This is a genomic window from Pseudomonas aphyarum (genome assembly GCF_028657055.1).
Taxonomy (GTDB): Bacteria; Pseudomonadota; Gammaproteobacteria; order Pseudomonadales; family Pseudomonadaceae; genus Aquipseudomonas; species Aquipseudomonas aphyarum.
The window spans coordinates 206,966-230,915 of the sequence record NZ_JAMDGS010000010.1 but is presented as its reverse complement, the minus strand read 5'-3'; the positions used below and the strand labels follow the sequence as shown (position 1 = coordinate 230,915).

Annotated in this window: 8 protein-coding genes; 2 read left to right on the top strand and 6 right to left on the bottom strand. The window is 61.3% G+C overall.

Translation table 11 applies throughout. The annotated features are described in order from the left end of the window. The first annotated feature begins 168 nt into the window (after positions 1-168). Positions 169-1,389: a ComEC/Rec2 family competence protein gene (locus tag M5G18_RS15180; RefSeq protein ID WP_273899487.1), complete on the top strand. Its 1,221-nt coding sequence runs from the start codon at positions 169-171 to the stop codon at positions 1,387-1,389. 21 nt (positions 1,390-1,410) lie between these two features. On the opposite strand, the gene M5G18_RS15175 is transcribed toward M5G18_RS15180, so the two are convergent. From M5G18_RS15175 to M5G18_RS15155, 5 genes are read right to left on the bottom strand one after another with little or no spacing between them, the layout of a single operon-like run. Next, positions 1,411-3,507 (bottom strand): site-2 protease family protein, encoded by a 2,097-nt coding sequence (locus tag M5G18_RS15175; protein WP_273899488.1) that lies wholly within the window; start codon positions 3,505-3,507, stop codon positions 1,411-1,413. After that, entirely contained in the window at positions 3,507-4,865 is a 1,359-nt protein-coding gene (locus tag M5G18_RS15170; RefSeq protein ID WP_273899489.1) for an efflux RND transporter periplasmic adaptor subunit, read from the bottom strand. The genes M5G18_RS15175 and M5G18_RS15170 overlap by 1 nt, the downstream gene beginning before the upstream one ends. Continuing rightward, a complete protein-coding gene (locus tag M5G18_RS15165) occupies positions 4,862-5,620 on the bottom strand; it encodes an efflux RND transporter periplasmic adaptor subunit (RefSeq protein WP_273899490.1) in 759 nt (252 codons plus the stop codon). The genes M5G18_RS15170 and M5G18_RS15165 overlap by 4 nt, the downstream gene beginning before the upstream one ends. Next, entirely contained in the window at positions 5,601-7,136 is a 1,536-nt protein-coding gene (locus M5G18_RS15160) for a TolC family protein (RefSeq protein ID WP_115077954.1), read from the bottom strand. The genes M5G18_RS15165 and M5G18_RS15160 overlap by 20 nt, the downstream gene beginning before the upstream one ends. 30 nt (positions 7,137-7,166) lie before the next feature. Further along, on the bottom strand, positions 7,167-18,512 hold the full coding sequence (locus M5G18_RS15155) for a VCBS domain-containing protein (RefSeq protein WP_273899491.1): 11,346 nt from the start codon (positions 18,510-18,512) through the stop codon (positions 7,167-7,169). 385 nt (positions 18,513-18,897) lie between these two features. Here M5G18_RS15155 and M5G18_RS15150 point away from each other — a divergent pair, with 385 nt between their 5' ends. Then, positions 18,898-21,093 carry an OsmC domain/YcaO domain-containing protein gene (locus tag M5G18_RS15150; RefSeq protein WP_273899492.1) on the top strand — a complete coding sequence of 732 codons (2,196 nt, stop codon included), beginning with the start codon at positions 18,898-18,900 and terminating at the stop codon, positions 21,091-21,093. Between the two features lie 60 nt (positions 21,094-21,153). On the opposite strand, the gene M5G18_RS15145 is transcribed toward M5G18_RS15150, so the two are convergent. After that, the gene (locus tag M5G18_RS15145) at positions 21,154-23,910 is read right to left on the bottom strand and encodes an EAL domain-containing protein (protein WP_273926144.1); all 2,757 of its coding nucleotides are present in this window, start codon (positions 23,908-23,910) and stop codon (positions 21,154-21,156) included. Between the last annotated feature and the right edge of the window lie 40 nt (positions 23,911-23,950).

The window sequence follows — 23,950 nt, the reverse complement described above, 5'->3', positions numbered from 1 at the left end:
CGCCTGCGATCTCCGAATGCAGATCGAGTGCTGGTGCTGAAAGGTTGCGGTGGTTTTCTTCAATGCCAGGTGGCATATTGATATCAATTCCGAACCTACACGGTTGATGAAGCGAGTCAAAGCTATCAATTCGAAATTGAGTAGATGATTCTCAGAAGGCAAAAATGAATGTACACATCCGAAACTAACGTATTTTACTGTCAGATAGATTCGTGTCGCGCACTAAAGGAATATCAACAAGGCGGGCGTTGCGTGCGAATGCTTGCTGTGGAAGAGCAGTTTTTCGAATCCAATACACTGGAGCGCAAGGAAGGGGTCAAGGTTTTTTCAATTGAAGTCAGCTACTGGACTTTTCTTCAGCTTTTATATGGCCGACTGCCCGATGTTTCTAAACGTGAAAAATTTGATCTTCTTGACGAGTCTGTCGAGGCTCGAAGCCGCTGGTATCGTCTGAAGGTCGAATGGGACACAACACCACGGGATGGTTATGCCTACCCGACCTTCAGCGAGGAGCAGCCAAGGTTCTTCAGACTTTTATCCTGCGGTATGGCAAGCCAGAACATTCATTTGCTTAGCCCCCCGTCACTTGCTGAAGAAGTATTGAATCTCTCTGTGCCTGACGGTGATTTGAACGCTTCAACCCCTTCCACTTGGACCTTGTCCGCTTTTCACGTCGGGCAAGGGATGTGCTCGATAGTATCCAACAAGAAACGGGCCTATTTACTGGATATCGGGGCCGGCAAGCCGGTCATCAGGCCGTTGTATCAGGGGAAAAAAATCAGGAACGATTTGGCTCGCTTCATTGATGGCATAGATACCATTGATATTGTTCTTTCCCATGCGGACCAGGATCACTGGAGAATTCTGGCCTGGGATTCAACGCTCAGGAAAAAAATCCGCCATATATATGTGCCGAAAGGAGCAAAATCATTAGCATATAAAGATCCCGCCATAAAATTCGATATCAAAGCAATTGAACGTCTTCATGTTGATCTTTCAGCCAATAGCTGGCTTGACATATATAGAAGCGCTCCGACGCAAAATGATGATAACGGCCATTGCCTTGTAACTGTTTTTGAAAGCGCTGGCAAAAGAGCGCTTATCGCCGGCGACTATGTTTATAGCCGTATCCGTACAGACACCAACACTTACGTCGCAGAACTGCATGCCATGGATTTTGACGCGGTCATAGTCCCTCATCACGGAGATGCTGAAAGCGCGAATGAAATCGTCAAAGCACGACAGGGAGCTGTCGCGTTTTTTTCGGCTGGTGACAATCTGGCGTGCAAGCACCCGACGCAGGTATCGCGCGATAGTCATATAAATGAAAAGTACCGGGAGATCTGCGACAACTATTGCCCGGACATCAAAAGAGTTCTATTGATTTAGTAGCCATCTGGTGCGGCAGCCTCAAAACCCGCTCTCGCGCATCAGCACCGCCAGCACGTAGGTCGCCCCGTCCCCCAGCAAGCTACGACGCTCGCCCTCGATTTTCAGATGGCCGCGGGTCTCGCGCAGGCTCGGCGTGGCCTGGTCCAGCTGGATCAGCACCTGAAACAGCGCAGCCGCAGGGGCCAGCGAATGTTCCTGTGACGTGGTCTGCACCGGCCCGCCAAACTGCGACGAGAGCATGCGGTGGGACAGCTGACTGGCACGGGTGCTGCCGATGGCCAGCACCCGGCCGCTGATCGGGGTGACCTGGCCGTCCGGGTAAAAGCGCACGTGATCGCCGACGCTCAGGCGGTGCACCTGATCCTGCGCGACATAGGCATCGACCTGCCAGCTGCGCGGATCAACCAGTATGCCCAGCGGTTCCTGACGGCTGATCCATTGACCGGGTTTCCAGTCCGGATTGACGTCCAGCCACACGCCGGCGAAGGGCGTTTGCAGGTTGAGCCGGGCGATTTCCGAGCGGGCCGCCCGGGCTTCTTCGAATTGCACGTTCAGTCGTTCGCGGGTGGCGGCGTCCTCGGCCAGTCCGCCGGGGTCGGCAATCAGCCCGGACAACCGCGCCTCGTAGCTGCGGGCGTTGGCTTCGCTGCTTTGCAGGCGCGAGGCGATGTCCGGCTCATCCAGCACGGCCAGCGTCTGGCCGGCCTGTACCGGCCCCGCCGGGTGGATCGATTGCAGCCGCGCCGGGTAGGGCGCGTACACCCGCAATTGATGCTCGGCGCGCGCCACGCCGACGGCGCCGATTTGCGTGCGCCAGGGGATCGCAAGCCCGATCAGAATCAAACCGAGCACGGCATAAAACACAACCTTGCGCAGGCGCGGGATGGCAGCGCGGCGGGTCCACCAATGGCCGAGCTCGCGCACCACCGGCAGGGCAATGAACCAGGACAGTTCGACCATGAACAGGATGATCCCCAGCAATTTGAAAAAGAACAGGTAGACCGCCAAAGCGATCCCCAGAAACAGCACCAGCCGATACAGCCAGGTGACGATGGCAAAGGTCACCAGCAACCGCCGCTGGCCGGTCGGGAAAGATTCCGGCCAGTCTTCCTGCAAGCCGAGCAGATTGCGCCGCAGCGTCACCCGCGCCAATGCCGAGGAGCGCTCGTGCAGATTGGGGAAGTCCAGCAGGTCCGAGAGGATGAAATAGCCATCGAAACGCATGAACGGGCTGGCGTTCAACGCCAGTGACAACAACCAGCTGGTGGTCGCCAGATACAGCAAGGCATTGCGCAGGGCGCCCGGATCGCACAGCGCCCAGCCCAGGGTCGAGAGCCCGGCCAGGGACAATTCGGTCACGATCCCCGCCGAAGCGATGGCCAGCCGTTGGCGCGAACGGCTCAGTTTCCAGCTTTCGCCGGTATCGGTGTAGAGCATCGGCCACAGCACCACGAACGCAATGCCCATGTGTCCGACGCGCAGGCCAAGCCGTGTGGCCACCAGCGCATGCCCCAGTTCATGCAGGGTTTTGGCGACGATCAAGGCCAGGGCAAAGCTGAACAGGCCTTCGGTGGAAAACGACTCCACGACCGCATGGGTGAAGACGTCCCACTGTTGCAGTACCAGCACGATGCCCAGCAGGCTCAACCCAAGCACCAGCAGGCCGGTGATCGGGTGAAACAGCCAGCCCAGTGCCCGCGCGAGTCGCTGCAACGGCACTTGCGGGCGCAGCAGCGGAATGCGGAAAAACAGGTAATGGTGCAGCCACCAGTTCCAGCTGAGCCAGGTGCTTTCTTCGCTTTTCGCCTGCAAATGCTCGAGCGCGGCGGGGCCGGCCCGCAGCAACTGGTGCTGTTCGAGAAACTGACGAAAGTCCAGAACCTGCTCGACATCTGGCTTGAGCGAGGTGCGCTCGGCGATTTGCGCACAGATCTGCCGTGCCGATTGCCCCCAGCGCAGCAGGCACTCGAACTCCAGCCAGCCGATCCGGTAGAAGCGGTTGATGACGGTGTCCTGAATCACCCACGCCGGTTCGCCATCACTGCCATGGGCGGCTTCGCTCAGACGCAGATCCTCACGCAGCGGAGGCAGGGGCATGTCGGCCGGATCGAGCATTACCAGCCACTCCACGCTCGCAGCGTCGCCAGCGGTCGGCGCAGCAGGTAATAACCGAGCATCACCCGGCCACCGTACAGCTTGGCGGTGCCGTGCAAACCGAGGCGGGCATGTTCCGGGTTGCCGTCGATGCTTGCCAGCAGGCGATAGGCGACCACGCCTTCCTCGCTGGGGCGTGCCTGATAGCTGGTTTCAAGGATCTTGCCCTTGAGCGGGGCCAGTGGATACGCCGTCAGAAACAACGTGACTTCTGCGCCTGGCTCGAGCGCAATTGCGTCGGCCACCGCCAACTGGATCTGCATGGCCGGCTGCGCGGGGTCGGCCACTTGCAGGATGCGCTCACCGGTGACCACCGGTTTGCCGAGCCAGTCATTGGGATCGCTGAACACCGCAACCCCGGCACGGGGCGAAAGCACCACGGTGCGCTTGAGCTGGGCCTGCACCGCCGCGAGTTCCGCTCGACGCTGTTGAGCGCGACCGTTGAGCAAGGTGAGCTCACCTTTGCTTTGCGGGTTGTCGAACGCCCGCTGACTGGCCGCCAACAACTCGGCCTCGGCGACCGCGACTTCCTTGCCCAGCACGTCGGCGCGACTGCGCAGGGTGGTTTCGTCCAGTGAAAACAGCGGTGTGCCTGCTTCGACCGGCTGATTGGGACGCACCTGAATCTGCGCGATCACGCCATCAATCGGCGAGCTGATGATCTGTGCCTGACGCGAGACGATTTCCGTCGGCGCCAACGCGGTCTGCCGCACCGGAATCAGCAGCAGGGCAGCCAGCACGATCAAGCCGAGCACCAGTTGCCGACGACTGAGCCGCCAGCGGCCGAAACGTTTTTGCCGGGTAAGGGCGGACCAACAATAAGCCCAGGTCTGTACCAGCCCGCCGAGCTGCTGACGCAGCACCACGGGCGGTTCCTGTTCGAGCAACAACAGCAACAGACCCAGACGCCGGTCGTCGCGGTCATGCAAGGGCACGCACCACACGCCGGTTGGCCACCATTCGCCCCAGCCTTCGCTGATGTCGTCAGGTACGACGGCACTGTCCTGAGTCACCCAGACCGGGTTGCCGTCCGGAACCTGAGAAGCCACCCAGCGACTGGCCCGTCGCAGCCAGACCAGATAGGGCGAGTCTTCACTGGGCCGCGACAGGCCGGACACGCTCAGCAGCTCCAGCGACGAATCGTGCCGGGCGAAAACCAAAGCCTGATGAAATGCCAACAGCGGATACAGGTCATTGGCCATGCTGAACGTCAGAGCGTTCAGCGAATCGGCGGCCATCGCCTTGTCACGCAGGGCATCGAGTTCCAGCAGCAGCTGCGGATGCGGGAGGGAGTGAGGCAGCGGTTCATTCATGGTCATGGCTGAACATCTGGGCTCAGGCGAGCCGTGCCACTCATGCCGGCCATCAGGTCGGGGAATTTCTCATCCAGACGTGCTTCGAGTTCAACCGTCTGTGCGACAGCATCAACCCGCGAGTTGATCGCACTGACATGGGCCGGGTAGGTCTTGCCGGTCTCATGAATGCTCACTTGCAACGGCAGACCGGGTTTGAGGTTTTTCAGCAGATTGGAGGGCACGTTGAGACGCACCTTCAAGGCACCATCGCTCACCAGATCGAACAGTGGCGTGCCGGCCGTTACGGTTTGGAAGGGCTTGACGTAGACCTTGGCCACACGCCCGGCAAACGGCGCCTGCACCTGACAGTAGCCACTCTGGGCCACGCCCATGGCGCGGGCACCGTCGGCCTTTTGTACCTCGGTATTGGCCATCGACACCTCGATGTCACCCACGGCGTTGAGCTGACGCAGCTGTTTTTTGGCCTCCAGGTTCTGTTTGGCCATGGCCAGCTCTGCGGCCGCGACTTTGCTGCGGGCTTCGGCTTCGCTGCAGTTGAAGCGCGCCAGCAGCTCGGATTTCGCCACGTGTTCGCCGAACCCGGTCTTGAGTTCACCCAGCGTCCCGTTCATCTGGCTGGACAGGGTGGTTTCCAGTTCGGCGGCCAGCAACACGCGAATTGCCGCTGCGCTTTCCACCGGTGCGTCCTCGGCCTGAGCGCCCAGGCTGACCGCCAGCATCAACAACAACCATCGCGAATCAAGGGCGGGTCTGAACATTCGGCATTCCTTGCTGGGTGACGAGCAGGCGTTGCTGCTCCTGTTCGTTCAACGTGCGCTGGATTTCCCGGGCCAGGGTTTTCACGTCATGTTTTTCGATTTCTTCGGGCAGCACGTCCAGGCCCACCGAGTTGTACAGCCGGCCCCAGGCGGCCTGGGCGCTGGAAAATGCCGCTTCACGCTGATAACGCGAGAGCAGATAGCGACCTTCGGCACGGATCACTTCCAGCTCCGAACCCAGCGCACCGGTCCGGGCCGCTGTTGCGTAGTCCAGCAGGCTGCGGTCGACCCGCAGACTGTCCTCGGTGAACGCGACTTCCTGGCGCGCCAGTTGATAGCGCAGGGTGCCGACGCGCACTTGCGTAAGGATCGCCATGGACAGCGCCACACGCCGGGTGTCATCGGTTTCGCTCTGGGATTTCTCGGCTGCATTGAGCGCCGGCAGTTGCAGCAGACGCAGCAGGTTCATCGAGACCTGCAGGCCGGTGCCCATCCAGTCGTTGTTATAGAGGTATTTGTTGGAGTCGTACTTGTAGCCGAAATCGACACTGACGTTCGGCCACAGCTGCGCCTTGGCGATGTCCAGGTCTTTCTGGTTGACCCGTTTGCGATACCACTCTTCCATGATTTCCGGGCGGTGCTCGAGGGACAGCTGTTCAAGCTGCGCCATGCTCTGGCGAACTTCCGGCAACACCGGTTCGGCACCGTCGGCGAGGATCATTTTCGAACCCGGCGGCAGTGACATCAGCGCTGCCAGTTCAGCCTGGGCGAATTCCAGGTCCTGGCGGCGCACGGTCAGCAGATAGATCGAGTCGAGCAGGGCACGTTGATAGGCGAGGATTTCCTGGCGCGGCAACAGCCCGCGGTTCTCCGCTTCCCGGGCCGACGTCAGTGCGGTGTTGGTGCGCATCAGCAACTTGTCGACTTCGGGCATCAGCCGCTGCGCGCCGAGGGCTCGCCAGTAAGCGTTGCGCACATCCTGCAGGACGTTCTGCGCGACTTTGCGCCGACGTTCTTCGGCCATCAGTATCTGATCGGACTTTTGCTGGGTCCGGTAATAGGCCACGCCAAAGTCCAGCAGGCTCCAGCTCAGGCCCAGACCGTACAGCTCGCGATAACGCTCTTCGGAGGTCGATGAACGCAAGCTGACCTGACGATCTTCGATGCCGATGGAGGTCCCGCCGGAGTCGTTGTTACGCCCGGCGTACCCGGCCGAGGCCACCAGCCGGGGGAGCATTTCGTGGCTCGACACATCGCGCAGGTCCGACGCCAGCGCGCTTTCCATCAGTTTGAGGCGGTAGTCGAGGTTGTATTTCAGCGCCCGGGCCGCTGCGTCGTAAAAGGTGATGGGCGCGGTGACGGGTTCCTGCCCCGAGTACATCCGCGACTGATCGGCCAGAATGCGCTGGCGGTTTTCTTCGTCGGTGGAAGGCTTGGGCTCCAGGGACGAGCAGGCACTGAGCAACAGTGCGGAGGCGATGGCAGTACCGAGAAACCTGGTCGCGGTTTTAGGCATGTTCAATCCTTTGTATTTTTTTGCGTTCATTCATTCTGTCCGGCCGCCGTCACCGCCGCGCTGGGCGGGGTGCAGCCGCTGGGCGGCGTTGCGCAACTGGGCGCTGAAACCTCTTGCCGGGCGCTGTTCCTGATGACTGTCGGTGTTTGCCTGGCCTTGGGTCATTTGCGCCGGGTCAATGGTGAACAGTGACGGATCGCTGAGCAGCCCATCGGCGCTGAGGCTGGTACGCCCCTGACGTCCGAGAATCCACGCCAGGTCCAGATCGCTTTCGGCACGGCTGGCACGCACGGCCTGCGACACAAACTGCCCTGGCACCAGGCCGAGCCCGGCACCTTTGGACTCGCTGGAGAACTCGCCGACGCTGGCAATGCGCAGATTCGCGCCGCCCGCGCCCCAGGTCGAAACCTCGAGCAGTTGCGCCTCGCGCTCGACCACCGGGGTGATGAAAATCGCCGGAGTAGGGTCGGGCAGCAGCAGATTGCGGTTGTGCCGGCCCGGATCATCCTCGAAGAAGTTGCCTTGCGGCGCGGCGATGAAGGGCGTGGCGATGTCCAGATTGATCACCAGTTCGGCCTGGTCGCTGGCGCCCGCACGGTCATTGATGGTGTAGGTGAAGATGTCGCGCAACACCTGGCCCAGTCCGGCGGCCGCCAGCACTTGCGGGTTGTTCTGGTCGATGGTGTAGGTGTAGCTGCCATCGGCGTTGAGCACCAGCGTCCCGTACAGCCCGACGATTGGCTGGCCGATGACGCCGAAGGTGCCGCTGCCGGACTCGGCACCGGTACGGATGGCGACCACCTGCAGCGCATCGTTGCCGTCCACGTCGCTGTCGTTGGGCAACACATTGCCGGTGACTTGCGGTGCCGGCGTCTGGTCGGTGGCGATGGCGCTGTCGTTCTGCGCCACCGGTGCGTCGTTGGCCCCTTGAATGACCACGGTCAGGCGCGCATCCGAGGTGGCGCCGGCGGTATCGCGCAGGCGGTAAGTGAAGGTCTCGCTGAGGGTTTCACCGGCCGTGCGCAAGGCCTGCACCAACGGATTGCCGTTGTCGATCACGTAGGTGTAGCTGCCGTCGGCATTGAGGGTCAGTTGACCGTAAAGGCCGGTCAACACCTGACCTGCCGTGCTGGATTGACCGTTGGCATTGCTCACGCTGACCACTTGCTGGCTCTCGCCATTGGCCACGCTGTCGACGTCGGTGTCGTTATCCAGCACGTTGCCCGTGGCGTTGCTGCCGGGTGTGCCATTCGCGATGCCGCCCGCTTCGACAGCGACTGCGCTGTCGTCTCGCGCCACGGGTGTGTCGTTGCTTCCTTCGATGGTAATGCGCAGCTCGGCAATGTCGGTCGCCCCGAACCCGTCGCGCAGGGTGTAGCTGAACACGTCGGTGAGGGTCTGGCCACTCAGGCGCAAGGCTTGAACTTCGGGAAGGTTGTTGTCGAGTTCGTAATGCCAGGTGCCGTCGGCGTTCAGCGTCAGGTCGCCATAACGACCACGCAAAACGGAACCCAACGTACCGGCCGTGCCGTTTTCGCTCAGACCGCCGGTACGCAGCGCCGAGACGGTCAGGGTGTCGCCCTCCAGATCGGTGTCGTTGTTGATCACGTTGCCGCTTGGATTTACGCCGGGCTGGCTGTTGTTCAGTCCGCCGGCCTCGACCGCAGTGGCGTTGTCAGTGTTGGCCACCGGCGCATCGTTGCGGCCACGGATGATGATGTGGATCTCCGCCAGATCGCTTTGCCCGCCATTGTCGGTGACGCGATAGGTGAAGCATTCGTTGAGAAACTGCAACGGGCCCAGCGCCTGAATGTCCGGGTTGCTGGAGTCGATGATGTAGGTGTAATTGCCGTCTGACCCGATGATCAATTGGCCGTACAGGCCGTTGATCAGGGTGCCATTGGTGTTGTCGGTGCCCGGATTGACTGCATCCAGCGCACCACCGGCCGCTTCCGTGCCGAAACGGATGCCGGTCACGGTCTTGCCGTCGCCGGCATCGACGTCGGTATCGTTGGGCAGCACGTTGCGGGTCGGGTTGACGCTGTTGCCTGCGCCGTTGTCGGCCACGGCAACTGCAACATCGTTGGTTGCCACCGGCGCATCCCAGGCCCCGTCGACCCGGATGCTCAGTTGCGCAATGTCGGTGGCTCCGGCGGTGTCACGCATGCGGTAGGTGAAGGTTTCCACCAGTGAATCGCCGAACTTCAAGGCCTGCACGGCCGCGAGGTTGTTGTTGACCACGTAGCTGTAGCTGCCGTCGGCGTTGATCGTCAGCGTGCCATAGAGCCCGGCGATCGACTGGCCGGAACCCAGCGTCGTGAAGGTGCCGCCCGACGCTTCGCTGCCGGTACGCACGTCGGTGACGGTTTTGCTGTCGCCGGCATCGACATCGGTGTCATTGGTCAGCACGTTGCCGCTTGGGTTGATGCCGGGAGTGCCATTGAGGGTGCCGCCGGCCTCGACGGCGACTGCACTGTCGTCGACAGCCACAGGATTGTCGTTGGAGCCGCGAACGATGATTGTCAGCGTGGCGCTGCTGGTGGCGCCGGCCAGATCGCGGATCTGGTAGGTGAAGATTTCCGTGAGGGTGTCACCGTTGGTGCGCAACGCCTGCACCTGCGGATTGTTGTTGTCGACGATGTAGCTGTAACTGCCGTCGGCATTGAGCGTAAGGGTGCCGAAGGCGCCGGCGAACGCCGTGCCGATCACGCCCGTCGAAACACCCTGGCGGACGCCAATGACGCTGAGGCTTTCACCGTTGGCATCCACGTCAGTGTCGTTGGCCAGCACATTGCCTGTGGGATTGACGCCCGCCGTGGCGTTGTTGAGTCCTCCGGCTTCAATGGCGGTGTTGCTGTCATTTTGTGCGACCGGCGTGTCGTTGCTGCCCTGGATGGTGATCGTCAGGGTCGCTGAATCCTGCGCCCCCAAGGCGTCGGCCACGCTGTAGGTGAAGCTGTCCGCCAGGGTGTTGCCGGCTCGCAAGGCCTGAACGGCCGCCAGGCTGTTGTCCAGTCGATAGCTGTAACTGCCATCGGCATTGAGGGTCAGCCAGCCATAGGTGCCGCGCAGTTCGGTGCCCAACGTGCCGGCGGTACCTGTCCCGGCCTCGGTGCCGGTGCGCACGGACGACACGGCGCGGGTCTCGCCGTAATCATGGGCGGGCAGGTCGCCGGGGATTTCGCCGCCGTCGACATCGCTGTCGTTAGTCAAGACATTGCCGGTCGGGTCCACTCCCGGCTGGTTGTTGTTCAAACCTCCGGCCTCGATGGCCGTGGCGCTGTCATCGACCGCAACCGGGTTATCGTTCTGGCCGCGAATCAGCACGATGATTTCGGCGCTGTCGATTTCCGGTGTCGGGCCCACGCCGTCGCTGACGGTGAAGGTGAAACGTTCGATCAACAATTGACTGCTCAGGCGCAAGGCCTGGACATCCGGGTTGTTGTTGTCGAGCGCATAGCTGTAGGTGCCGTCGGGGCGGATGGTCAGCGTGCCGTACAGGCCGTTGATCACTGTCCCCCCGGCCGTCACAGCCACCGGCGTTCCGGGACCGCCTTCGGCGCCGGCCTTGATGAAGGTCACGGTCAGCGGATCGCCGTCCGGATCGAAAGCGTTGGCGGTGGCATCGCCGGTCGGATCGAGCCCCGGCGTGCCGTTGTTCACGCCGCCACGTTCGGTGGCGACAGAAATCACGTTCTGCGCAACAGGCGGATCGTTGACCCCGCGCACGGTGATCACCAGTTGTGCGGTATCGGTCAGGCCGGCGGTGTCGACGATCCGGTAGGTGAAGAACTCGGTCAGCGTCTGCCCCGGCGCCAACGCCTGGACGGCCGCGTTGGTGCTGTCGACGTCGTAGAAGAACGAGCCATCGGCGCCGATGCGCAGCGTGCCATAGAGGCCGACCACTACGGTGCCATTGGCCGAAGTGGTGCCTGCGGTGACGCCGCTCAAGCTGTCGTTGAGCGGGTCATAAGTGGCTTCGCTCTTGTTGATGACGCCGTCGACTTTCAATTGTTCGCTGGGGCGGTCGACCTGATCGACATCCTGATCCACGCCATTGCCACCCGGTTGATCGATGCTGCCCGGACGACTGGGGAACAGGATCACGTTGCCGCTCGGGTTGCTTTCCGTGGCATTGCCGTTGGTGGACGCGGCCTGGGCGTCGGCGGCATCGTCGCTGGCCACCGGGTTGTCGTTGGCGCCCTGAATCGTGATGCGCAACTGCGCCACGTCGTTCAGGCCGCCGGCATCGGTAACCCGATAGCTGAACACTTCGACCAGTTGCTGCCCGGCACTCAGGCGCTGCACCGTGGTGTTGTCGTTGTTGATGACGTAGCGGTAAGTGCCGTCCGGGTTGATGGTCAAAGTGCCGTAAAGCCCGGCGATGGAAGTGCCGACCGCCACCGGATTGAACGCGCCGGGTTGCGATTCCGCCACTGCACGAATGCCGGTGACGGTTTTGGTTTCGCCATTGGCAAGGCTGTCGACGTCAGTGTCGTTGTCCAGCACATTGCCGGTGGCGTCGCTGCCCGGTGTGCCATTGAGTACGCCACCGGCCTCGACCGCCGTGCCTTGGTCGTCGACGCCGACCGGGGTGTCGTTGGCGCCCTGAATGGTTACCGTCAGTGTGGCGGTGGCCGTTGCGCCGGCCAGGTCGGTGAGCACGTAATCGAAGCTGTCAGTCAGCGTCTGCCCGGCCAGGCGCAAGGCCTGGACCGCCGGATTGTTGTTGTCGACGATGTACTGGTACGCACCGTTGCTGCCGACGATCAACCGCCCGTACTGGCCGGTGATCGCCACCACGCCCTGCACGGGCGTCTGGATGCCGGAGCCGTTGCTTGGTCCGACCGAGGCCACGTGCAGCCGGTCGGCATTGGTGGCGATGTCGACATCGCTGTCGTTGGCCAGCAGATTGCCGATCGGATCGACACCAATCGCCGCATTGTTGGTGCCCCCGGCTTCGACGGCCGTCGCACTGTCGTTGACCGCCACCGGGGTATCGTTGACCGGGTCGAGGATGATTTGCAGGGTGTCGGTATCGGTCAATGAATCGCCGGCAGTGCCCGGCAGGCCATCGCCGTCGGCATCGCCATAGTTGCCCTGATCGTTGCTGATCACGGTCAGGGTGTCGGTGCCATTGAAATTCGGATTGCCCAGATAACGCAGGCTGGCCAGCGCGGTGTTGATATCGGCCAGGGTGCCGGTCAGGGTCAGGGTCGCGGTATTGGCGCCGCCGACCGTGACGCCCGGCACCGTTGCGCCGAGAAACAGGGTGCCGTTGAGCACCTTGAGAATCACGCTGACCGTGCGATCGTTGACGTTCGGGTCGCGCTCGGCATCGATATCCACGACGCTGATGCCACCGATGTTGAGCACCACGTCTTCCTGGCCCTGCTGGTTGCCGGGGAGGGTGTTGACCGGTGCATCGTTCTGCTCGACGTAACCGGCGTTGGCGGCCTGGGTATCGGCATCGCCCAGGGTGATGGTGATCTGGCCCAGAGTGCCACCGTCGCTGTCGATCCGCACCCGCAGATCGCCCACCGGTTGCGGATAACTGACCAGCCCTGCGGGCACATCGATGCGGAACACGCCGAGCGGCAGCACGCCGAAGTGATACTGGCCGTTGCTGTCGGTGACGGTCGTGAATTGCAGGTTGTCGGCGGTGGTTTCCAGTAGGCCGTCGGCACCGGCCCAGGTCAGGGTCACGGTTTGCCCGGCGAGCCCGGCGCCATCGGGCACGGCGCTGCCGGTGGCCGAAGCGGTGTCGTTCCACAAAGTGCCGGTGATGACGCCGAGCCCGGCGTTGTCTCGCAGGATGTACTGGTTCGGGCCGACAGTGCTGCCGGTCCGTTCGCCATCGATGGCCCCGTCAGTGCCGACGCTGTTGCCGCCCCAACTGGTGAAGTCTTCGGGCAGGCTGCTCCAGGTCAGTGTCGCGTTGCTGCTGGCGATGATCGACGCATTGGGCAGCGTGACCTGATAGACCACCTTGACCTGCGCACCGACATCCAGCTGATCGAAATTGACGCTGATCCCGCCGGCAGCGCTGAAGCTGACACCGGCCGGCAGATTGCCCGGGCCGTAGAGCACGCCATTGATGCTGACGCTGACCAGGCTGTAATTGCTGCCGCCGGCAAAACTGTCGCTGACCTGCGTATCGAAGGCCGGCAAGCCACCGTTCTGGGTAAAACTCAGCTGGATAGTAGCTGTGCCGGTGGTGCCGGACGGGTTGGGGTTGAACCCCGTGACCTGTTTGTCGAAGTTGCTGAAGCTCGGCTCGACGATTTTTTCGAAGACTGTGTCGCTGTTGGCCCGGCCGATGCCGTTGACGATTTCATGGGCACTGGCACCGAGCAGCGCCCCGGCGGCGTTGCTCGCCTGGTTGGCGACGCGGACGTTGAACTCGATCACCACGCCTTCGAGGTCACCGTCGGAACCGCCGCCATTGACCACATTGCCGAGGTTGAAAGTGATCACCTGACTGCCATCGGGATTGGTGACGATGGTCAGGCGGCTCGGATCAAACACGCCGTTGGGCCCCAGACCCAGCAGATCGGCGGTGATCGGCAAGGCCTGCGGGCTGTTTTCATTGCCGCTGATGTTCAACGTGCCGCCGACGATCAGGTTGGCATCGGTGGTCAGGCCACCATCGGAGATGAAGCCGATGCGCAAGGCATTCACCAGCGCATCCGGGGAAATGAATTGCAGGCCGTTGGCCAGGGTGATCTGCACCTGGTAGTTGGGGTTGTTGCCTTCGGGCACCAGCACCACCACCCGATAGCGGATGACTTCGCCGATGGTCACGGCCTCTTGCGGGGCGGTGGTCGGTGACGAGGCAGGGCTGTCCGGCAGGCCACCAACCCGTGAAATCTGGATCGCTTGCGCCACGGGTATGAGCAACGCCGAGCTGTTGCGGTAGTCATTGAGGGAGCCGCCGTTGATCGGCCCGTCGACACCGGTCCGTTCGCCGCTCTGGGTGCCGTCGAGGCTGGTCCATTGCACCACCGCGACGTTGGGGATCGACGACTGTGCCGCAGCCGACGCGTTGACCACACCCGACAGGCTCAGCACGATGCTGCCGCCCTTGGCGATGTCGATATTGGCACCGCTGGCGGTGCGAAGCTGACCGTTGACCAGTTCGAAGTCGATGCCGCCGTTGTTGGTCGCGCCGTTCAGGTAAAGGACACCGGTCAGGGTGATATTGCTCAGCTGGGTGGGCAGATTGTCGAAGAAACTGATATCGAAGGCGCTGAAGTCGTTGCCGCCATTGCCATTGCTCAGGGTGATGGTGAAGGTCACCGTGTCGCCCTGATCGTAACCGCCGGGGCCCGAGGTCGACGTCAGATTCTGGGTGACGGTCAGTGTCGGCTCGCGCACGGTCACGGTTGGCTGGCCACCAGTCAGGGCGACGTTGCGATCCACCGCGACATTGCCGTTGGGCGTGTCACCGTCAGGATCGCTGAACACCAGTTGCGCGTTGTTCTGCAGAGACTTGCTGGCCTGGTTGGCAATCACGTTGTTGGCCACCAGTTGCAGTCGGATGACGAAGCTGTTGTTGCCGGTCTGGTTGTCGGCGGTTGCGCCGGAGACGCTGAACGTCCAGCGCGCGTCCACGCCATCATCGCCCAGCGTACCGCCTTGGCCGGTGAAACTGCTGACCACGATGCTCCCGGCAAAATCGGCCCCAAGCGCGCCGCTGCCGGCACGGGTGGTGATGATCTGGTAGCCGAGACCTCCATTGAAACTGGTGTCCAGGCGCATGCCCGGCGGAATCAGGTCTTCGATGCGCAAGGTCTGCGTGTTGCCTTCGGGCAGGGTGACGACGATGTCGTAGCGCATGCTTTCGCCGATCACCAGATCGCTGCCGGTGGTGTGCGAGGCGCTGGAATCGCCGTTGTCCAGCGTGCCGTCAGCGAAAACCTTGGTGATCGTCGGCGCCGCCACCTGTTGGCTGGCCAGATCGGTGAGGTCGACGGGCGTGAAGTCGGTGCCGCCGTTGACACTGGCGTAATTGCTCAGGGTCGCCGTGCTTTGCAGGCTGCGGCTGGCTTCGATGGTCGAGCTGACCACCACGTCGTAGCTGATCACCACCACGTTGGCGCCGCTGCTATTGGCAGCCGTGCCGCTGCGGCCGGCGAGCAGAGAGGCCTGACCGCCCGCATCAAGGAAGGTGATCTGGTTGCCGGAGACGCTGTAATCGACCCCGAGCACCAACGCCGTGCCGTCGCCGCGATAGATCTGCAGATTGGCCGCCGCCAGACTGCCGCCGACAAAACTCAGGCCGGAGGGCAGGGTGATGCTGGTACTGACGTCGTAGGCGCCGCCGCCACCGGTGTTCTCGATGGCGGTGACCATGCGCAACCGGTCGCCGCCGTCGATGCCGGTGATGTTGCCGTCCACTGCCGCCAGATCGGTCACCCGTCCGTTGAAAGGAGAACCCGTGCTGCCCGGCGGGTTCCAGCTGCCGGTGGTGTTGCTGACGGTGCCGTTGGAGCCGGACACCACGCCATGCTTGATCGACAACACAGGTTCGGCCACGGAAACAATCGCCACCACATCGGAGGAAATCAGCGTGCGGTCGGTGAGGGTGGTTTGCTGGCTCGATTGCGCCAGTACGTCCAGCGAACGCTGGTCGGCGAAAGGTTGGTCGCCAACGCGCACGGTAAATCGCACGACAATACGACTGCCGGTAGTGGTGGCGGTGACGAAGCTGCCAAAGTCGAAGGTCACCGAGTTGCCGACGCCACTGGTGACGGTCAGTACGCCGCCGGCGTTGGTATTGCCGGGGCCGATCTGCCATTGGCCGGGATCGCCGCCGGTTCCCCAGATCACGCCGGAGACGTCGAACAACGGCAGCGGCAGGTAGGCCGTGAGTTTGAACTGCTCGTAGTCGCCAGTAATCAGGTCGTAGCTCAGCTCGAAGGTCACTTCATCCCCGGGCCGCAGCTCGCCGTTGCCCGGCGGAGTGCCGTTATTGACCTCGACCAGTTTGATGTCGACCGTGCTGGTCGGGATCACGCTGGTGGTGGTCGAGCCGTCGGTTTCGCTTTGACCGGTCAGGTTGAAGATGTCCTGAAGAATCGTGCCATCCACCACGGCGCTGTTGCCCAGTTCATCGCCTTCATTGATTTCGCTGTGCGGGTTGCCAGAGGGCGGTTTGTAGCTCTGCCCGACGATTGCCGAGTAGCTGAGCACGGCCAGCACCGCGCCCTGCAGCGTGTCATCGAAGGCCAGGTCTCCATTGAGCCAGCCCCGGATATTGGAAAACGCATTGCGCAGCGACTGGGCAATATCGAAGCCCATCGACGTGCTGCCATCGGCGTTGGTGACCACGCTGGTCACGAGCGTGATGGTCTGGGCAACGCCATTGAGGGTGACAGTCAGCGTCGGCGTGCCGGTCAAGACCTGCCCGTCGCTGAGTTGGTCGCGTATCAGCAGCTGCCCTTGATTGAAGAAGTCCTTGCCGAAGGCGAAGTAGTCGGAAATGGCCAGGTTCAGGGTGTACTTGAGGGTGTCGCCGGGGCTGATGCCTGTCTGGCCGATGTCCGTTTGCAGCGTCACCTGTTTGAGCAGGGTGATGGATTTGGCAACAAAGTCGGTAGGCCGCCCGGTGCCGGAAAAGTCGATGGTCGTGTTGGGCGCGACCACGTCACGCGGATCCAGCGGCGCCCACTGGCCGGACGCGGTTGGCGCACCGATGTTGATGGTCACGGCATCCCCGGTCACCGGATTGATGATCGGCTGGCCATTGGCGTCGACCTCCGGCACATAGAACGCGACCTGGGTATTGGTGGCGGCGGAAAGCGTGTCGTATTCGACGGTAAAGGCGCTGATGAACACCGTGTCGGAGGCAATCAGCGTGGCGATTTGTGCCGGGTCGGTAACGACGGTGCCGTCATGCAGCGTGATCGAGGTCAGTCGCCCGCCGGCACCGGGGGTGATCGCGGTGACCTGAACGTTATCCGGCAGCGGTTGGGTGACGATGACATGGGTCAGGGTCTGGCCAGGCGCCGGGGTGACCGTCACCGTCAAGGTACGGCCGTAGTTGGGGCCGGTGGCGGTTTCACCTTCGGGTGTGGACAGCGTCTGGTCGAAGCGGATGACCGTCGGATGCACGACAAACGCGACAGTACCGGCTTGAATCAGCGCCGGGTCGTTGGTCGGGTTGTCCAGCGCATCGTTGCCGAACTGGAAGCCGCCGCTGGCACGGATCGTCAGGTCCGGCGTGCCGTTGGAGAACGCGGTGTCGGCCAGGTTGCTCAGGCTGGCCGTGACCTGCACGGAAATTACCGGCTGGTCCTTGGAAACACTGGCGAACGGCAGCTCGATCACCACCAGTTGATCGCCGGCCTGCATCCCGAACGCGGCAGCGCTGATTCGCAGCAGATTACCGCTGGCGTCCTTGGCCAACGGGTGTGTGGCAAAGCCGCTGGCGTCGAAGGTCACGACATGGGTGACCAGGTTCTGTCCCAGATAGCTGGCGGAAATGAAACTCGCGCCATCGTTGCCGTCCTTGCCGCTGGCGGGCATGAACAGGGTCAGGAACGGCGCGTAGCCTTCCTGGCCTGAGGTGTTGCTGAAATCGACATTGAAGGTGAAACGGTCACCCAGCAATACATCGCTGCCGGTGGCCGGCAACGTGACGGTTGGCGCCGCGTCGGCCAGCAACCCGTCGAAACTCGCCATGGCGGCACTGCTGATGGCGATTGCCTTGTCGATGTCGCCGACCCGGGTTTCCAGTGCCCAGTCACCACCGGCCTTGCTGCTGCCGGTGTCATTGCTGGAAGCCGCGACATCGGCGCCGGTCCAGCGGGCCAGTTCGGTGACCAGGGTTTTGCCGGCGCTGCCGGCACCGACATCGCAGCCGTAAAGCTGAATGTCGGCGCCTTGGGTCAGGTTATTTCGCCACTGTTCGAGGGTTTGCCCAAGCTGGTCGATATTGTCGGAAGTGACCGTGCGATTGCCCAAGGTGAACTGGCCAGCCGCACCGTGGGACATGACCTGGATCGAGTCTACCTTGCCGAGTTTTGCCAGTGCTGCCGAAATCGCGGCCAGACCGTCTTCACCGTTGTTGACCACAATCGCCGTGACATTGGACGGCAGCTGCGCGAGCAGTTGCTCGCGGTTTTCGATGCGGCTGTCGAGTACCAGCAACGTGCGCGCCGCCGAAGGTGCCTGCTCGGTGGCGGGACGACCCTCAACGGGGCTGGCGGGGTGGGGCGCTGCGGCATCGGCAGGTGCGGCGGGATCGGCGTGATGCTGATCGGCGGCGGCAGAGGCGGCAGCGCCGTCGAACAGGATGCGCGGTTCCAGAGCCAGTGACTGGCGATGCGGGCGCAGGTGAGCCTTGGACGACTGAGAAATTGGATCTTGCATGTGAACGGCCCTCAAACTGCGTGGTAAATCATTCCGTTGAAACCAGCCCACTTCAGGACACGTTCAGCGTAGGTGCTTTCTGAGGGTTTTCCAGCGCGTAAACCGCTGTTTAGAGGGACGATTTGACGCACCGGACGCAAGCCCTTGGCCATCACGGAGCTGTCTTTCCGGTACTTGCGACAGATTTTTCCTGCACCTGTTTGGAAGCCACGCCAGTCCGGTTTCAAAGCTGGTTGATAAACATCAGGGAGGAGGGCGCGCGTGATCTTCGATCAGCGTACGACTTGGCGCCGACCAGCGGTGCGGAGTCAAAAGCACAAGACTTCACGCTCAAAAGCCGGATAATGGCGGCCAATTTGTTTAGCCCGCTATTCTGGTAACCCGCATGGAAATCAAGGTCAATTTTCTCGACAACCTCCGACTCGAAGCCAAGTTCGATGACTTCACGGTGGTGGCCGACCAACCGATCCGTTACAAGGGCGATGGCTCTGCACCGGGTCCGTTCGACTATTTCCTGGCGTCGTCGGCCTTGTGCGCGGCTTACTTCGTAAAGTTGTACTGCAGCACCCGCAATATCCCGACCGAAAACATTCGTCTGTCGCAGAACAACATTGTCGATCCGGAAAACCGCTACAACCAGATCTTCAAGATCCAGGTCGAGCTGCCGGCGGACATCTCCGAAAAGGATCGCCAGGGCATCCTGCGCTCGATCGACCGTTGCACGGTGAAGAAGGTGGTGCAGGCAGGGCCGGAGTTCGTGATCGAGGAAGTCGAGAACCTCGACGCGGATGCCCAGGCTCTGCTGATGCCGGCTTCCACGTCCGGCGCGGGCACCTGCATTGCCGGTAAAGACCTGCCGCTGGAACAGACCATCGCCAACATGTCGGGGATTCTGGCCGACCTGGGCATGAAGATCGAAATCGCTTCGTGGCGCAACATCGTGCCCAACGTCTGGTCGCTGCACATCCGCGATGCACAGTCGCCGATGTGCTTCACCAACGGCAAGGGCGCCACCAAAGAGGGCGCGCTGGCCTCGGCGCTGGGCGAGTTCATCGAGCGGCTGAACTGCAACTTCTTCTACAACGATCAGTTCTGGGGCGAAGAGATCGCCAATGCCGAATTCGTGCATTACCCGGACGAGCGCTGGTTCAAGCCCGGCGCCAAAGACGAGTTGCCTGCGGAAATCCTCGACGAAAATTGCCTGGGCATCTACAACCGCGACGGCGAACTGCGCGGCTCGCACCTGTTCGACACCAACTCCGGCAATACTCAGCGTGGCATCTGCTCGCTGCCGTTCGTGCGTCAGTCGGACAACGAGGTGGTGTACTTCCCGTCCAACCTGATCGAAAACCTGTTTCTCAGCAACGGCATGAGCGCCGGCAACACCCTGGCCGAAGCGCAGGTGCAGTGCCTGTCGGAGATCTTCGAGCGGGCGGTCAAACGCGAAATCCTCGAAGGCGAAATGGCTCTGCCGGATGTACCGCAAGAGGTGCTGGCGAAATACCCGGGCATTCTCGCCGGGATCAAGGCGCTGGAAGAACAGGGCTTCCCGGTGCTGGTCAAGGACGCGTCGCTGGGCGGTGAATTCCCGGTGATGTGCGTGACGCTGATGAACCCGCGCACCGGCGGCGTATTCGCCTCGTTCGGCGCGCACCCGAGCTTCGAAGTGGCGCTGGAGCGCAGCCTCACCGAGTTGCTGCAGGGCCGCAGCTTCGAAGGCCTCAATGATCTGCCACAGCCGACCTTCTCGGGCCAGGCCGTGACCGAGCCGAACAACTTCGTCGAGCACTTCATCGATTCCAGCGGCGTGGTCTCGTGGCGCTTCTTCAGCGCCAAGGCCGACTTCGAATTCGTCGAGTGGGATTTCTCCGGCAACGGCGAAAACTCCAACGCCGAAGAGGCCGCGACGCTGTTCGGCATCCTTGAAGACATGGGCAAGGAAGTCTACATGGCGGTCTACGAGCACATCGGCGCCAAGGCTTGCCGCATTCTGGTGCCGGACTATTCGGAGATCTATCCGGTAGAAGACCTGATCTGGGACAACACCAACAAAGCGCTGCAATTCCGTGCCGACATCCTCAACCTGCACAACCTGAGCAAAGTCGGCCTGCGCAATCTCGCCAAAGGCCTGGAACACAGCGAACTGGACGATTATACCGACATCACCACACTGATCGGCATCGAGTTCGACGACAACACCCCATGGGGCAAGTTGACCATCCTTGAGTTGCGCCTGCAGATCTACCTCGCCTTGCAGAAATACGAGCAGGCCAAGGATCTGGTCGAGGCCTTCCTGCAATACAACGACAACACCGTCGAGCGCGGCTTGTACTATCAAGCGGTCAACGTGGTGCTGGAAATGGAGCTGGACGAAGATCTGGAGCTGGAAGACTACGAAGCCAACTTCCGCCGCATGTTCGGCGACGAGCGCATGGACGCGGCGATCGGCTCGGTCAACGGCAGCGTGCGCTTCTACGGCCTGACGCCGACCAGCATGAAGCTGGAAGGGCTGGATCGGCACCTGCGCCTGATCGAGAGCTACAAGAAACTGCACGCAGCGCGGGCCAACTTCGCGGGTTGATTCGGTTGGCAGCACGCACAAAAAAAGCACCTTCGGGTGCTTTTTTCGTTTGCAGGCCAGTTAGCGTGATCGCTCACGCACCCAGTGCGCCAGATCATCTGGCGCCAAAGGACGGGAGAACACATTGCCCTGGGCTATCGGGTAACCCAGCGCTCGAAGAATGTCCCGTTGCCCGGCGCTTTCAACCCCTTCGGCGACGATGTTCAGTTGCAGGCTCTTGCAGATCCCCGCAATCGATTGGGCCAGCGTCCGGGCACTTTCGCTGGTTTCGAGATCGTCGATAAAGCTCTTGTCGAGCTTGATCGCGTTGACGGGCAGTCGCAGCAGGTAGCTCAGGCTGGAATAACCGGTTCCAAAGTCGTCGATGGACAGGCTGACACCGGATTGGCGGACTTCGCTGATCACCGAGATGACCGTATCGGTGGCGTCGAGGATGAAGTCCTCCGTGACTTCCAGGGTCAGGCAGGAGGGTGGGAGCCTGTACTGTGCCAATAGTGCTTCGATCAGTTCGATAATCGCCCGGTCGCGAAAGGCGATCGGGAAAATGTTGACCGAGATCTGCGGCACATCGATCCCGGCGTCGCGCCATTGCGCCATTTGCCGGCAGGCTTCGGTGAGCACCCATTGGTTGAGTCTGGGCATCATTCGGGTGTCACGCACCAACGGAATGAAACGGTTGGGCGGGATGTTTCCAAGCTCCGGATGAGACCAGCGGGCCAGCGCCTCGACACCAAACAGGTGATTGCCGTCGAGCATCATCTGAGGCTGGTAATGCAGCGTCAGCTGATCAGACTCCAAGGACTGCTTGAGGGCCATGCTCAGCGTCAGTTCGTCGTCGGTTGAATCAACCACCACCGGATCAAACACTTCGATGGCCTGGCGACCCGCGGACTTGGCCTTGTACATCGCCTGATCGGCATGCAACAGCAACGCCTGAATATCATTGCCGTGGTCCGGGTAAATGCCGATACCAATGCTGGCGGAAGGCGAGACACTGACATCGGCCAAGATCATCGGCTCCGAGAGCTGGCTGAGCATGCGCTCCGAAAAGGCAATCGCCTGTTCGGCACTGGAAGGGGACAGAATAATGACGAACTCGTCCCCCGAAAGACGGCTGACAACATCATTGCCCCTCACGGAAGACTGAAGCCTTCTGGCGATTTCAGACAACAGCAGATCCCCGGCCGCATGCCCGAGTGAATCGTTGATCTGCTTGAACTTGTTGATGTCGATGAACAACACGGCCAGGGATGATTGCGAACGCTGGGCGTTGGCGATCATCGTGTTGGCTTTCATCATCAACAGCCGTCGATTGGGCAACAGGGTCAGGCTGTCGTAATAGGCCAGCCGTTCGATATCGTGAATAAAACTGTCACGCTCCAGAGCCAGTGCGCACAACTTCAGACTGGTTTGCAGCAACCGTTGATGTTGCGCGGCAGGAAGGTGGTTTTCGCGATAGTAAAAAGTGAACGTGCCAAGTGTCCGCCCGTTGTTGGAGCGAATGGTGTTGACCCAGCCGGCCGTGAAACCCAGCGATTGCGAAAGGTGCGGATCAACGCATTCACCGTCGTAAGACCCCGGATCGGTGAAGTTCAGCATGATGCTTTCCTTGGCATCCATTTTTTGCAGAATGGAACGCTCGGCAAGACTTTCCAAAGACTGAAGCAGACCGTCCGGCAAGTTGAATTCGGCAATCAGCGGCAGGCAACCCTGTTCATCAAACTGGCGGATGGAAACACCGATTTCCGGCGCGATACGGCCGATTTCCAGACACAACAACTGCATGACATCGCCCAGAGGTTCTTCGCGGGCCATGGCGCTTAGTACCTTGAACTGCAACTCGTCATTCATCTTGGCTTCGGTGATGTCCGTGACAATGGCCACCACGTCCTGCTGAACACCCTGAGGGTCGAGTACCGGATTGGCGACTACGCGAACCCACAGCGGTTGTTTTGATTTGTTGTAGACCAGTAACTCCGTGGTGTGGCTTTCTCCCTGCTGGATACTGCTTCTGAACGAGAGAACCGTTTGCGTATCCGTATGGCGGCCGTAAAACACCTGGTCTGGCTTCTTGCCCACCAGATCGGCTGTTTCATACCCCAGCATGCGCACAAAACCTTCGTTGACGTAGGTAATGACGCTGTTTGAATCCGTGACGATGATGGCGCTGTCCGTCCGGTTGACGGCAATTTTCAGCAGTCGGCTTTTCTCGACTTTCTTGATCACGTACAGCAGGAAGAACGTGGTAGCCAACACCAGCAGAAGTATCATCGCCGCTGCCGCGATGTATATCTTGAAGCGATCGCCCATGGACTGAAGTGAAGTCTGGCTGATGCTGTTGCCGTACTTGATGAAGTTCTTCTGCTCCTGCAGAAGTTGCTCTTGAATCTCTTGTACCGGCTGCGCAAGTGCCCATTGCACGTCGCCAGCGCCCGTGTACTGAACCAGACGATGGAGCACGTTCACGTAGCGTGAATACACGTCTTTCAATGCCTGGACCCGCACATGGTTTTCTTCGTCCACCCGGGTGCGTGTGAGAAAGCGGTCGAATGACTCATTCGCCAGGATCAATTCCATGCGGGCGTGTTGCACCATGTCCTGCGGAACCGTATTGAACAGGGCGATGCGGGTGTTGGCGCGCGACAGGGAGAGGCGTGCTTCCATCAAGTGCTGAACGGTCTCCGCCACCGCATCGACCTGGTCGACGGCCACACTTGAAAGGTTTCCGATGCTGGATTGGTTGCTGGTCGCTAACCAGAAGCTGAGCACTAACGTTGCACATTGAAAGACCAGTGCTGTCGTCAGGATCGTTTTCAAACCATGAGGCGGTGCAAACTTGCGAAGCAAAAAATCCTCC